Origin of the sequence: Microcoleus sp. D3_18_C4 (genome assembly GCF_036702355.1) — a bacterium.
GTDB lineage: Bacteria > Cyanobacteriota > Cyanobacteriia > Cyanobacteriales > Microcoleaceae > Microcoleus.
This window is the reverse complement of the sequence record NZ_JAUBTF010000002.1, coordinates 62,975-77,205: the sequence shown is the minus strand read 5'-3', so window position 1 is coordinate 77,205 and position 14,231 is coordinate 62,975. Positions and strand designations below refer to the sequence as shown.

Annotated in this window: 8 protein-coding genes; 7 read left to right on the top strand and 1 reads right to left on the bottom strand. The window is 44.2% G+C overall.

The window, feature by feature from the left end:
- Positions 1–422 precede the first annotated feature (422 nt).
- The 7 genes from QUA90_RS01255 to QUA90_RS01225 all read left to right on the top strand — a co-directional run bounded on the left by QUA90_RS01255 (position 423) and on the right by QUA90_RS01225 (position 12,561).
- Positions 423–2,597 carry a glutamine synthetase III gene (locus QUA90_RS01255; protein ID WP_333332213.1) on the top strand — a complete coding sequence of 725 codons (2,175 nt, stop codon included), beginning with the start codon at positions 423–425 and terminating at the stop codon, positions 2,595–2,597.
- A gap of 208 nt (positions 2,598–2,805) precedes the next feature.
- Positions 2,806–3,810 carry a BMP family protein gene (locus QUA90_RS01250; RefSeq protein ID WP_333443462.1) on the top strand — a complete coding sequence of 335 codons (1,005 nt, stop codon included), beginning with the start codon at positions 2,806–2,808 and terminating at the stop codon, positions 3,808–3,810.
- Between the two features lie 42 nt (positions 3,811–3,852).
- A complete protein-coding gene (locus tag QUA90_RS01245) occupies positions 3,853–6,684 on the top strand; it encodes a PAS domain S-box protein (RefSeq protein WP_333443460.1) in 2,832 nt (943 codons plus the stop codon).
- Between the two features lie 692 nt (positions 6,685–7,376).
- The gene (gene kaiC / locus QUA90_RS01240) at positions 7,377–9,074 is read left to right on the top strand and encodes a circadian clock protein KaiC (RefSeq protein WP_333443458.1); all 1,698 of its coding nucleotides are present in this window, start codon (positions 7,377–7,379) and stop codon (positions 9,072–9,074) included.
- A 24-nt stretch (positions 9,075–9,098) separates the two neighbouring features.
- Positions 9,099–9,437, top strand: a complete 339-nt coding sequence (locus QUA90_RS01235) for a circadian clock KaiB family protein (RefSeq protein ID WP_333443456.1) — start codon at positions 9,099–9,101, stop codon at positions 9,435–9,437.
- A 21-nt stretch (positions 9,438–9,458) separates the two neighbouring features.
- Positions 9,459–9,833 (top strand): circadian clock KaiB family protein, encoded by a 375-nt coding sequence (locus QUA90_RS01230; protein WP_333443454.1) that lies wholly within the window; start codon positions 9,459–9,461, stop codon positions 9,831–9,833.
- Positions 9,834–9,855: 22 nt separating this feature from the next.
- Entirely contained in the window at positions 9,856–12,561 is a 2,706-nt protein-coding gene (locus tag QUA90_RS01225; RefSeq protein ID WP_333443452.1) for a PAS domain S-box protein, read from the top strand.
- A gap of 237 nt (positions 12,562–12,798) precedes the next feature.
- On the opposite strand, the gene QUA90_RS01220 is transcribed toward QUA90_RS01225, so the two are convergent.
- The gene (locus QUA90_RS01220; RefSeq protein ID WP_333443450.1) at positions 12,799–14,169 is read right to left on the bottom strand and encodes a cation:proton antiporter; all 1,371 of its coding nucleotides are present in this window, start codon (positions 14,167–14,169) and stop codon (positions 12,799–12,801) included.
- Positions 14,170–14,231: the final 62 nt, after the last annotated feature.

Here is a 14,231-nt window from a genome sequence, read left to right as displayed (position 1 = left end):
TCTATAATGTTGACTCAAGTTTGTACAGGCTCTTGCCATCTATCTTCTTGCTAATAACCGAAATCCAACCGCATCTCACACTGGATTGTCACACCCGATGGACGGCGAAGTGATTGAGCCTCGCTCCTCCAATCTTTTCGAGCCTGCCAAAAAAGGCATTCTCCCAAAAGTTAGCTTTGACTAAAAACGTTGGGTAAATCTCAGATGTTGCACCATGATCAAGAACAGGCTTTCATGCCTATTCCACAAAGAGTGATTTTTCTTGTGGGGAGTAGGGGTTGGGCAGGAGAACCCGCCCATCCCAGACTTATTGAGAATAGTGCAAAATGTGAGGTAAATTCAACATATTCGTCAATCGTTAGACTTTTGCTAACATCTATTTTTTCTCAACTACTCGTCCCGCAATACCAATAATAATAACCATGAGTGGAAACGAATCGCGCGTTCAAGCAATTTCTCAAATCGTCAACCGCAAACTGATGCCTGGTCGGCCTCCCAAGCGGCTCGAAGATATGTGGGCAACAGACGTTTTTACTCTGAGCAAGATGCAAGAAAGTCTGCCCAAAAGCATTTTCAAATCAGTAAAAAACACCGTTCAAACCGGCCAAAAACTCGATCCTTCCGTAGCTGATGTAGTTGCAGTAGCAATGAAAGATTGGGCTATTTCCAAAGGAGCCCTCTACTACGCCCACGTATTCTACCCGCTAACCAACGGTACCGCCGAAAAGCACGACGGTTTCATCTCAGTGCAAGGCGACGGCTCCGTCATCTCAGAATTTGCAGGGAAAGTTCTCGTACAAGGCGAACCCGATGGCTCCTCCTTCCCCAACGGCGGCATCCGTTCCACCGCCGCCGCTCGCGGATATACAGCCTGGGATGTCACCAGCCCTGCTTATGTCATGGAAACAGACAACGGCATGACATTGTGCATTCCCACTGTTTTCATCTCCTGGACAGGTGAAGCCTTAGACAAGAAAACGCCGCTGTTGCGTTCCATTGCCGCCATGAACAAAGCAGCAACCCGAGTGTTAAAGCTATTAGGCAATACCGAAGTTGCTCCGGTAAATTCCAGTTGCGGTTCCGAACAAGAATACTTCCTGGTAGATGCCAATTTCACCAACAACCGCCCCGATTTACTGCTAGCAGGTCGCACCCTGTTTGGCAAACCTCCTGCGAAAGGTCAGCAATTTGACGACCACTATTTTGGAGCGATTCCAGAGCGCGTTCAAGTCTTCATGCAGGAAGTAGAAGAAAGAATGTACCGGCTGGGAATTCCTGCCAAAACTCGCCACAACGAAGTAGCTCCCGGTCAGTTTGAAATTGCACCAGTTTTTGAAGCAGCTAACGTCGCCAGCGACCACCAACAATTAACCATGACAATTCTCCGCAACACTGCGAAGAAACACGGTTTTATGTGTTTGCTGCACGAGAAGCCTTTCGCCGGCATTAACGGTTCTGGCAAACACGTCAACTGGTCGGTCGGCAATGCCACCCAAGGAAACTTATTAGACCCCGGCGATACACCGCACTCGAACATACAATTTTTAGTTTTCTGCGGCGCTGTGATTCGCGGAGTTCACAAATACGGGCCGCTACTGCGCGCGGTAGTTGCTACTGCCAGCAACGACCACCGATTGGGTGCAAATGAGGCTCCCCCAGCAATTATCTCTGTCTATTTGGGTTCGCAATTAGAAGATATCTTCGGGCAAATTAGCCGAGGAGAAGTTAAGGACTCTAAAGGTCGGGGAATTATGAACTTAGGTGTAGAAACACTGCCTACTTTCATGAAGGATGCTGGAGACAGAAACCGGACTTCGCCCTTTGCTTTTACTGGAAACCGATTTGAATTCCGGGCAGTAGGTTCCGGTCAGTCTGTTTCCGGGCCGCTGGTGGCGATGAATACAATTCTTGCAGATTCTTTGGACTGGATTGCTAACAAATTAGAAAGCGATTTGGCTAACGGAACTGAACTGAATGCTGCCATCCAAACCATTCTCAAAGAAGTGATGGACGAGCACGGTGCGGTTGTATTTGGTGGCGACGGCTATTCCGAAGAATGGCACAAAATGGCCGTTGAGGAACGGGGTTTAGCTAACTTGCGGACTACGGCAGATGCTTTACCCGTGTTGAAGGAAGGATACATTGAAGACTTGTTTGAAAAGACAGGTGTTCTGACTCCAGTTGAATTGGAAAGCCGTTACGATGTTTATGCTGAGCAGTATTTGCTGGCAATTGAAGTCGAAGCAAAACTGGTAATAAGCATGGCAAAAACCATTATTTACCCCGCAGCTTTGAGGTATTTAGCTGAAGTTTCTGGAACGATTTCTAAATTGAAAGAGATTGGGATTGAACTGGAAAAGGAAAGTGCCGAAAAAGTAGCGGTGCTGGTTAAGTCCATGATTGATACTGCCAGCAAATTGAGTGCTGCTTTGAGCAAGCACGATTTTGCTTCGACAGAAGACCATATGCAATATGCTTCGCAAACAATTCGTCCTTTGATGGATGAGGTTCGCAAGTATGCGGATGCTCTGGAAGGTGAAGTGGCTGATGATTTGTGGCCGCTGCCTACTTATCAAGAAATGCTGTTTGTTAAGTAAGAGCAAACAAATTCGGTTAATTGCAGGTTAGAGTTGTAAGGACACGGCAGTGCCGTGTCCTTACTTGTTTTTGAGGTTAAATGAGTCGTACGCTGAATCGGCCAGAGTCATTAAATCCCAGCTACAGTAAGAGTTGTGAAGATTGTTGAGATACGGTTCAACAAATTTTATGGGGGTAGAAAAAGTAACCTTGCTGCGAAAAGCTATTATGCGGATTCAATCTCTCTTGAAACAAATGACTCTGGCGGCTCTAGCTCTATTTTTTGCGATCAGTTGCAGTCGATCGACTCCGAACGTAGACTCTGCCCCTGAAGCCAGCACCTCTAGCAGCTTTAGAGTGGCAATGCTCACCACAGGCGCCAAAGACAACCAAAGTTGGGATCAAGCTTGCTTTGAAGGATTGAATCTAATCAAAAATAAATTTAATGCTGAGGTAGACATTACTGACAGTATTGACGGTGAAAATAGTGAAGCTACCATTCGCAAATATGCCCAGTCCGGCTATGACCTGATAATTGCCGCCAGTGGTGCCTATTCCACAACTGCCGAAAAGCTCGCTAAAGAATTTCCACGCACGAAATTTGCCCTGATTACAACGCATCCAGGGAATAACAGAAATTTAGGGGCTGTTGCCTTTCGATCGGGTGAAGTGGGGTACCTCACAGGCGCTTTGGCTGCCATGAAGACCAAAAGCAATAAAGTTGGCTATATTGTGGGTGAACCTTATCCCGTTTACCAAGAAGAAGAAGCCTTGTTTAGGCGGGGAGTCAAGGCAACGAATCCCTCTGTTCAAGCCTCCACTGCTTTTCTAGATTCTTGGGTTGATACGGAAAAAGCCACCAAAATTGCAACGGATATGGTTGCCTCTGGAGTAGATGTTTTGACTTTCAACGCGGGTGAGGCAGGGTTAGCCGCGCTAATAGCCGTTTCGCAAAAGCCAGGAGTCTTTGTGATTGGTAGGACAAAGGATCAGTATGAAGTGGCTCCCGGCAAAGTCCTCACTAGCGTTCTGCAGGACATTCCCAATCTTGTGCTAAATGTGGCAGTGTTAACCCAGCAAGGTCGCTGGGAAGGAAAACTTTACAAGTTTGGGCTCAAGGAAAAGATCTACGACTTTGCCCCTTTCCGTGGTAGTCTCACGTCTCAGGAAGAGGACACTTTCAAGACCATCCGAGAAGCTGTGACGACTGGCCAAATTGATGTGTCTCCTTAGTGCGCGCATTAATTTATTTACCAATATTGATCCTTAAGTCCGATGCAAAATCAACGCAACGATCGCGCTGTGCCGATCGCCAGAAGTTCTCGTTCTCATCCTTGGCAACGCTTCTTTTCTATTGCAAATCAGCTCCGCTATGGTTTGATATTTTTGGTTCTTCTGAGCTTACTGCCCACAGGTGGCTTGCTGATCTACCTCAGCTTTCAGGCGCAGATCCAGCAATCGCGATCGCTCCAACAAGCGCGTAGCCAGACAGCAGGAGGGCAGATTGATAATTATCTAGATGACTTGAAACGAAAACTGAGCTATTTAGCTAGGGTCAAAGGACTCACCAACTTTCAACCTCAAGTGCAGCAGAGCCTGTTGGAAGGGTTGATTCGTCATAATGATGCTTATGAAGCAGTTGCCATTTTGAACAGGAAGGGAAAAGTTGTTGCGTCAGTTTCACCCTATAAACCGCTTAAATTAGAAAATCCAGCCAATTCGCCACTGTTTATTCGTGCTTTTAAACAACAGGAAGATTATGTCAGTCCTGTAGAAATTAATCCTACAAATCACCAACCAACCACCCTTCTGGCGGTTCCGATTCGGAATGAGCGAGATGAGGTGGATGGGGTGCTATTAGCAGAGGTAAATCTCAACTTTCTCTGGTTTATTGTTTCCCAAACAGATGTTGGTAAGACGGGTTATGTCTATGTAGTTGATGAGCGTAATTTTCTGATTGCTCAAAAGGGTAGTAAGCCAGAAACTTTTCAAGTTCAAGATATTTCTAAGCGCCCCTTTTTTCAATTCTTGAAAGCATCCGAAAATACTAAGCACCTTAATGTTTATCAGGGTCTAAAGCAGGTAGAAGTATTGGGAGCCAGTGCCTTAGTTCGGAGCGTGAATTGGAATGTGGTTGTAGAACTGCCAACGGCTGAGGCCTATGCTCCCGTTTACCAAATGCTCTCAATTATGGGAGGCTCATTGACGCTGGTGACGATCGTCGCTGTTGGCATTGGGTATCTATTTATTCGGCAAATTGTGGTGCCGCTACAGCGCTTAACCACGGCAGCTACTGAACTCAGTGCGGGGCAATTAGAGACGCGGGTCAACATCGACAGCCAAAACGAATTGGGGACATTGGCGATCGCCTTTAACAATATGGCAATCCAGTTAGAGGAACTGATTAAAGCATTTGAAGTGGAACGCAATTTTGTTTCAGCAATTCTTGAAATTGCAGGTGCCCTGGTAGTTGTGCTCGACCCGCAGGGACAAATCGTTCGCTTTAACCGAGCTTGCGAACAAATGACTCATTACTCATTTAGTGAAGTGAAAGGGCGCTACATTTGGGAATTGTTCCCGACCTCAGACTTAGCAGGACTTGCCAAAACTGCTTTTGAGTCTTTACAATCTGGTAATTTTCCCCAGCAGTATGAAGGCAGTTGGGTGAGCAAAGATCAACAACTCAGACTCATTGCCTGGTCAGATACTGCTTTACTGGATAATGAAGGGGAAATTGAGTACATCATCAAAACAGGGATTGACATTACTCAACGGAAACAGACAGAAGAGGAACTCAAAACGTCGGAACAGCGACTATCTTATCTATTCCGCCAAAGTTCACTGGCAGTTGTGGAATGGGATTTAAACTTTAAAGTCACTGCTTGGAATCCAGCGGCAGAGCAGATTTTTGGTTACACGGCGAAAGAGGCGATCGGACACCATCCCGCAGAATTAATTGTGCCTGCGCCTACCAGAAAGATAGTCAATCAAGTTATGAACGAGCTGTTGATTGAGGCCGGAGGACGCTACAGCGTCAATGAAAATTTTACGAAAGACGGCAAAATCATTATTTGCGAATGGTTCAATACGCCTTTAGTAGGGGATGGTGGAAATATTGTTGGAGTCGCATCCTTGGCACTGGATATTACTGAGCGCAAGCAAGCCGAATCTGCGTTAAGGCAAGCAAAAGAGGAAGCTGAGGTTGCACTCAAAACCTTACAGCAAACTCAGGCACAGCTTATTCAGGCAGAGAAAATGTCAGGTTTGGGGCAACTGGTTGCTGGTGTTGCTCACGAAATTAATAATCCAGTCAACTTTATCTATGGCAACCTGAGCCATACTGCCGACTACACGCAAAATTTACTACAGTTGATTCAGCTTTACCAGCAAACCTATCCAACTAATACCGAAATTCAGGAAAAAATTGAAGAGTTCGAGCTGGACTTCATTAGTGAAGATTTACCCAAAATCCTGACTTCAATGAAGGTAGGAGCCGATCGCATTCGTCAAATTGTCCTGTCGCTACGAAACTTCTCGCGGCTAGATGAGGCAGAAATGAAGCCAGTTGATATCCACGAGGGAATTGACAGCACATTGATGATTTTGCAAAATCGACTCAAGGCAAATCCGGCTCATCCTGCTATTGAAATTGTCAAAGAGTACGGCGACTTACCGCGAGTAGAGTGCTATGCGGGACAGTTGAACCAAGTCTTTATGAATCTTCTGGCAAATGCGATTGATGCTTTAGAAAACTACGACAATCAGCGTTCTAGAAAAGACATCCAAACAAATCCCAGTCGCATCACTATTCGGACTAAGCTAGTCACAAACGAAACTGGGCCCGGTTGTTCTAAAAACGTGGTGATTCAAGTTCAAGACAATGGACCAGGGATGACGGAAACTGTTAGACAACAGGTGTTCAATCCCTTCTTCACCACCCAACCAATTGGTAAAGGAACTGGATTAGGACTATCCATCAGCTATCAAATTGTAGTTGATAAGCATGGTGGCTTACTCCAGTGCTTCTCTCAACCCCATCAAGGAGCAGAGTTCCGCATTGAAATTCCTGTGTTACAAAGCGGTGATGTAGCACCCGTCGGTAAATAACTGCGATCGCATTCCTCTATAAAACCCATTTGATATCTTTTAGGCGATCGAGTCAAATGCACAGATAATAGGTGGATTCAAGCAGGTAAAAGTGATATCGTTTCCGGTTGCATCGAAATAATAAAATCCAGTCAACAGTTAACACTCAACCATTGAGTTTTTCCACCCCTCCTTCAACAGTCAACAGTCAACAGTCAACAGTCAACAATCACCTGACGGTACAACCGGAAGTGATATGAAACATTTGGTATTCCAGCGATGTGAGTGATAAAGAGTGGGAAATTATCGAGCCATTACTGCCTCAGAAGAAGAAAACTTGAGCTCCACTCTAGACAAAGTGACAAATTTTATGCGGGCATATTTTATCAACTCAAGAATGGTTGCGATGGGGAGCCTCTCATATTTGTAACCACACTTCTTCTGGCTCCTGCCTTCTTCCTCGTGCCTTCTGCCTCACAACTTAAATGTCTAGCTTGCTGGACTACACAAGTCAGATGCTCCCCCACGATGTAATCTGCCGCCTGCTGACGATTCTATGAAGAAACGAAAAGCTATGGGTACTAAAGTGAGAAAAAGTGCTATTGTTAATCATATACACGTAATCAACACAAAAGCACAGATTCCTCAAGTGTCGCAGGGAGGATAATTGTGCGCTTATGTAACTCCTATCAAAAAGGGATTTTTAATCTGTTATGGAAAAAAATCAAGAGTTACAATTATCCAAATGCCCAACGGGAATTCAGGGACTCGATGAAATCACCGATGGAGGCTTGCCCCAAGGCCGACCAACTTTAATCTGTGGTTCTGCTGGTTGCGGTAAGACCTTATTTGGTGTGGAGTTTCTCGTGCGCGGAGCAACGCGGTACGGAGAACCAGGCGTTTTAGTCACCTTTGAAGAAACTGCGTCAGAAATCACCCAAAACGTCGCCTCTTTAGGGTGGAATTTAAATCAGTTAATTGCCGAAGGGAGAATATTAATTGATCATGTTTATATTGATCCCAGCGAAATTGAGGAAACAGGAGAATATGACCTTGAAGCCCTATTTCTTCGTCTAGGGTATGCGATCAAAAAAATTGGTGCTAAACGGGTACTTTTAGACACGATTGAAGTCTTGTTTGCGGGTTTAGCCAATGCCAACATTGTCCGACTAGAAATACGCCGTTTATTTCATTGGTTAAAAGACCAAGGTGTGACAGCCGTGATCACAGGGGAGCGAGGAGATCAAACCTTAACCCGTCAAGGTTTAGAAGAATACGTTTCGGATTGTGTGATCAAATTAGATCAAAAAACCTTTGAAGATATCGCCACAAGAACCCTTCAAGTTGTCAAGTATCGCGGCTCTCGTCATAGTAATAATGAATATCCTTTTTTAATTGAAGAAAATGGCATTTCGGTCTTACCCGTTACTTCATTAAAATTAGACCATCTGGTTTCTAATGAGCGAGTCTCAACGGGCATCGCCGAACTTGATGAAATGTTTGGTGGCCAAGGCTACTATCGGGGTAGCAGCATTCTTGTCACAGGCAGGGCTGGAACGGGGAAAACAACGCTTGCAAATTATTTTGCCCACGCAAGCTGTTTGAGGGGCGAACGGTGTTTATACCTCGCCACGGAAGAATCGCCCCAACAAATTCTCCGCAATTTAAACTCGATTGGTCTGGACTTAGCCCCTTATGTAGAGCAGGGATTACTCCAATTTGATGCGGTTCGTCCCACCAATTACAATTTAGAAATGCGTTTGTTTAAAATCCATCGCTGGGTCCAAGAATTTCAACCAAGGACAATCATCATTGATCCGATGAGTAATCTCGTCTTGAGTGGGAGTTTGATCCAAACAAAAAACTTTTTCATGCGTTTAATTGACTATTTAAAGAGTAAGCAAATAACCGTTTTTCTGACCAACTTAACGGGTGGTGATGCTGACCATGACCACGAACAGACAGAAGTGGGTGTTTCCTCTCTGATGGATACTTGGTTAGAGCTCCAAACGATCAAGGTGAATGGGGAGCGCAATCGCATTATCTATGCCCTCAAATCTCGTGGTATGATGCACTCTAATCAAGTACGGGAATTTATCGTCACCAATCAAGGTGTAAAATTAGTCGAAGTTTACTTGGGAGATGGCAAGGTATTAACAGGAACGGAAAGACTCAATCAAGAAATAAAAGAAGAATCTGCCGCTAAAAAACGCAGACAGAATTTTGAACAAAAAAAACGGGAGTATGAGCAAGAGAAAAAAATCGTACAAGCTCAGATAAATGCTCTACAAATGCAATTGCTCAATCGAGATGCAGAGTTAGATTTGCTGCTTGAAGAAGAACAAGAGGAAGAAAAAGCGGCGCTGGAAACTCGAACGTTTATGGCAAGATTACGTCATATTAATCCCTAAAACCTATCTCTAAGGATAAAAAACATGACAGATTATTTAACAGATAATTTATCACAGCCCACTAACACACAAGGGTCACAGCTTTGGCAAATGCGGTTATATGTGGCGGGACAGACACCTAAATCTCTCGTTGCGTTTGCCAATTTGAAGAAGATATGTGAGGAACATCTTCACGGTCAATATACCATTGAAATTATTGACTTAAGTCAACAACCCCATCTCGCCATAGAAGATAGCATCGTTGCTCTACCGACTCTCGTTAGAAAATTACCAGAACCGATTAAAAAAATTATTGGTGATTTATCCAATACTGAAAAAGTTCTGGTAGGACTGCAAATTCTTCGTCTAGTCGATGAAAAATAACTCACGATAGAGGTACTACCAATGATTGACTCCGAAGATGTTAAACCAACAACCACAGAACTTTTTGAACAGTCCCTGTCCCAATCGCAGGAAGAGAATTATACCCTACGTCTGTATATTTCGGGTACAACGATTCAATCGGTGACGGCGTTACAAAACATCAAAAAGATTTGTGAGGAACATCTCCAAGGGCGTTATGAGTTAGAAGTTATTGATATTTATCAACAGACAGAAGCTGTTATTTCGGATAACATTGTGGCTGTTCCCACCTTGATCAAAAAGTTACCTCTGCCTTTACAAAAGATGATTGGCAATTTATCGAATACAGAAAAAGTCTTAATTGGTCTTGATCTTAGGCCTAAAAAAAATATAATTGGAGACCAAAAGAATGAATGATTCTCTGACCCCTCTTGAAAAAATGAGCCCAGAAGTCGAAACCCTACATCGGGAATTGGTCGAGGTGCAGGAACGCCTAAATGTAGCGGAAGAAACGTTGCAGGCCATTCGTTCTGGGGAAGTTGATGCTGTTGTTGTTTCTATGCAGGGAGGAGAGCGAGTTTTTACGCTTCAGGGGGCAGATTATGTTTATCAGTGTTTAGTGGAACAAATGGGCGAGGGAGCCGCTACCGTATCTTCTGAAGGTTTAATTTTGTACTGTAATAAGCGACTCTCTGAACTCTTAAATTGTCCTTTAAAAAATCTGATAGGCTCTCAATTAGAAACATTTATTGACCACCACAATAAAAAATCATTTTTACTACTTTTGCAGCAGGTTCAGCCTGGAAAAAGTATCAATAGAGAATTATCTTTGCTCCCAGCAACGGGAAATAAGGAAGTACCTGTTAAATTATCAGTGAAACAAGTTCAGATAGATGAGATTTTAGTTAATAGTATTATTGTGACTGATATTACAGAATCTAAAATCAAAGAAGCTGCGAAACTCAGTCACATTCTCAACAGCGCGATCGCCGTTATTAAAAATTTTCGTCTTTTGACTGATGGTACTTTAGAGATTGATTCTTGGACAGGGGGAACTCAACAGATTTTTGGTTATAGCTTAGAAGCACTGCAAGCAGATTCTGCCTTAGTCATAGCGAATATATTGCCCGAAGATCGAGAAAAAACCCTCGCCTCATTGATCGAAAATATTCAAGCGGGGCGCTCTGGTGTTATCGAGTATCGGTTTTTGCATGGCGATCGCACTCTTCGATGGCTTGCCTCAAACTATGTTGCTGAATGGGATCAAGAACAAGATTGTTGGGTGGGCATAGAAATTATTACGGATATTACCCAACGTAAAGAAACAGAGCAAAAAATTGCGGAACAAGCAGCCTTAATTGATATTGCTAGTGATGCCATTTTTGTACAGGGTTTAGACGATCATATTTTATTTTGGAGTAAAGGAGCTGAACGTTTATATGGTTGGGCAGAAGCCGAAGTTATAGGGCAGAAAACTCAAACCTTATTTAATCAACGGTGTAAACTAACTGAGCTGATCCAAATCACTACCGAGCAAGGCAGTTGGCAAGGGGAAATAGATCAAATTACTAAAACAGGTAAGAATATAATCGTAGAAAGTCGTAAAACACTGATACACAATCTATTTTGCCAATCCATAGCTATCCTCGTTGTTAATAGTGATATCACTGAAAACAAACAACTTGAAAAACAGTTTTACCATGCCCAGCGATTAGAGAGTTTAGGAACGTTAGCAAGTGGAATTTCACATGATTTCAATAACATTCTCACGCCGATTTTGGGAGCTAGTCAACTGCTTCCTCTCAAAATTACCAAAATGAATGAACCGACAGAAAGACTGTTAAAACTCCTTTCGGGTAGTGCTAAACGTGGGGTTGAGTTGGTCAAGCAAATTCTTCTTTTTAGTCGAGCAACGGATGGGGAATCTGTAATATTACAACTAGGCTATTTGCTCCTAGAAGTGATCGGTATTGCTCAACACACATTTCCCAAATCAATAACTATTTCCACTCAAGTTCCGGCAATGGAACTATGGACAATATCGGGTGATGCTACCCAACTACACCAAGTATTTATGAATCTGATGATTAACGCTAGGGATGCCATGCCATCAGGAGGGAGTTTGACTATCTCTGCCGAAAATCGCCCATTGGATGAAGATGATGCGCTGATTAATTTGGAAGCAAAAGCAGGCTGTTATGTGGCTGTGACGGTGGCTGATACAGGAATTGGTATTCCGCCAGAATTGTTAAACCAAATTTTTGACCCCTTTTTCACTACCAAGGAAGTTGGCAAAGGAACAGGGCTAGGATTATCAACAGTAAGGGGGATTGTCAAAAATCATGGCGGTTTTGTCAAGGTTTATAGCGAGTTGGGTAAGGGTACGGAATTTCAGGTTTTCTTACCAGCTATAGAGGGAGAAGTGAGCCTCACAACCGTAGAGCAAGCAATGCCTAGAGGTAAGGGCGAGTTGATTTTAATTGTTGATGATGAAGCCTCTATTCGAGAGATAGCACAGACTTCTCTAGAAAACTATAACTACAGAACAATACTCGCTAGTGATGGGCTTGAAGCCCTCGCTGTCTATAGGGAAAATCAACAGGAAATTAGTGTGGTTTTAATGGATATGATGATGCCTAACCTAGATGGTGTTTCCGCAATGCGGGCGTTGCAAGAAATTAATCCTCGGGTGAAGATCATTGCGACTAGCGGACTCGTTGCTAACAGAAAGCTGGCATTAGATGCTAATGTCAAAACATTTTTGGTAAAACCTTACACGATCGCACAGTTATTACAAATGTTAACGGAGATACTGCCGCCAGACGAGAATAAAGCAAATCGCATCCCGCCCCTTACCTCTCAAGAGTCTTCTTCACTGCCGAGGGTTAAATTGTCGAGAGATGATTTAGCAATGATGCCCGCCGAATGGTTACAGCAAATGTATGATGCGGCGTACTATTGTGATGGGGATCTCCTGGTGCAATTAATTGAACAAATACCTAGTTCTCAAGTGGCGATCGCCAATGCCCTCAAAGATTTAACGCTGAGTTTTAAAATGGATATCATTATGGAATTAACGGATTTATCTAAATTAGGAGTTACGAAAGATCCCCAGGAAGAGAAAGATATTGAAGTTGCTGAATAAAAAGTATTTCAACCATTGGCATCCGTAGAGGCGATCGATTGACCATAATATCCCGGCCGGGGCGGGTTTTTGAGATTGTCAATTATTGGTAGATATGGTTGGTGAACCCGCCCCTAACTGATTTCGGGCGAAGCGAAGCGGAGGGAATCGAGGGGACATGGTATTAGGGGTAAGACAATTTGGACGATCGACCTTTGTGTCTAAATTAGTCGATCGCCCAGACTCAAATTCCCTCAATCAAACTATTTTCTCGCTAGAAAGTTCCCCACTAGCAGGAGGCTCTACCGTATCGCCAAAGGCAACCCGCAGAAAAGGCGGAGCCAAAAAAGTCGTCAGAATCACCATGATAATAATCGAGACTTCTAACGGTTTATCCAAAACCCCACTCGCCGAACCGATGCCGGCAAACACTAACCCGACTTCGCCCCGAGGAATCATCCCCACTCCGATCGCCAATCGATTGATTCCAGGCTGACCAAACACCACCCAACCAGTCACCAACTTGCCCGCAATCGCCACCGCAATCAAAAATACCGCAATCAAAAGCCCCGCCCGATTATCCGGCACTGTTGGGTTCAAAACTCCCAAATCCGCCCGAGCCCCCACCGTCACAAAAAAGATGGGTACAAATAAATCGGCGATGGGTTTCACCAATTCATCCAACTCGTTGCGGGCATCGCTTTCATCCAAAACCAAGCCCGCAGCAAAGGCACCCAAAATCGCTTCGAGATGAATTGCATTGCCCAGAAAAGCCATGAAGTAAGCAAAAATAAATGCCGGGATGAGAATATTGCCGCGAGTTTTGAGTTGACCCACCACCGCCGAGAAGGTTTTGTCGAAGATGCCCCCCAACAGAATCGAACCTAGCAGAAACGCAGTTGCACTAACAATCAAATAGATGACATTAACAACATCAATCTCACCGGTTTTCGCTAAACTGGCGACAACAGCCAGGACAATAATTCCTAGCACATCATCAATCACCGCCGCACCGACAATAATTTGACCTTCTTTAGAGCTCAGTTGTCCTAAATCAGACAACACTTTGGAGGTAATTCCGATGCTGGTTGCCGTCAAAGCAGCCCCTGCAAAAATCGCCGGAATCGCCGCCGTGTGGAAAATTATCATCAAGCCCGCAGTACCAGCGGCAAAGGGAACTGCCACACCTACGCAAGCGACAACGGTGGCTTGAATTCCCACTGCTTTCAGTTGTTTGAGATCCGACTCTAAGCCAATTTCAAACAGCAGAATAATCACGCCTAATTCAGCTAGCACTGCAATGACTTCACTCTGCGATTCAAACACACTGGTAAGCGCGGCAGGAGACAGATGATTAATCGATTGCAGAACTGTCATAATCCCTGAGTTGGATGCTGACAGCCCGCTTCCGGGAAAAACGACTAGGTGTAAAGCAGATACGCCAACAATTACCCCTGCTACAAGTTCACCCAAAACCGGCGGAAAATCAAACTTTAGAGCCACTTCTGCGCCGATTTTACTGGCGATATAAATCACTACCAAAGTGAGCAAAACTCCGCTGAGGACGATCGGCGAATTTTCTGCCTCGACTGTTGCTAATAAAGGTATGGGGGCAACTAGAGAAGCCATCCCAGAACTTAAAGCTGTAATTGTATGGTTCAAAAACATGGGTACGATGATGGTAAGAAAGA

Bases quoted from the DNA above. Each gene is read 5' to 3' on its own strand.
- QUA90_RS01255 (WP_333332213.1), top strand. From the start codon at position 423: ATGAGTGGAAACGAATCGCGCGTTCAAGCAATTTCTCAAATCGTCAAC.
- QUA90_RS01250 (WP_333443462.1), top strand. From the start codon at position 2,806: ATGCGGATTCAATCTCTCTTGAAACAAATGACTCTGGCGGCTCTAGCT.
- QUA90_RS01245 (WP_333443460.1), top strand. From the start codon at position 3,853: ATGCAAAATCAACGCAACGATCGCGCTGTGCCGATCGCCAGAAGTTCT.
- kaiC (WP_333443458.1), top strand. From the start codon at position 7,377: ATGGAAAAAAATCAAGAGTTACAATTATCCAAATGCCCAACGGGAATT.
- QUA90_RS01235 (WP_333443456.1), top strand. From the start codon at position 9,099: ATGACAGATTATTTAACAGATAATTTATCACAGCCCACTAACACACAA.
- QUA90_RS01230 (WP_333443454.1), top strand. From the start codon at position 9,459: ATGATTGACTCCGAAGATGTTAAACCAACAACCACAGAACTTTTTGAA.
- QUA90_RS01225 (WP_333443452.1), top strand. From the start codon at position 9,856: ATGAGCCCAGAAGTCGAAACCCTACATCGGGAATTGGTCGAGGTGCAG.
- QUA90_RS01220 (WP_333443450.1), bottom strand. From the start codon at position 14,169: ATGGCTTCTCTAGTTGCCCCCATACCTTTATTAGCAACAGTCGAGGCA.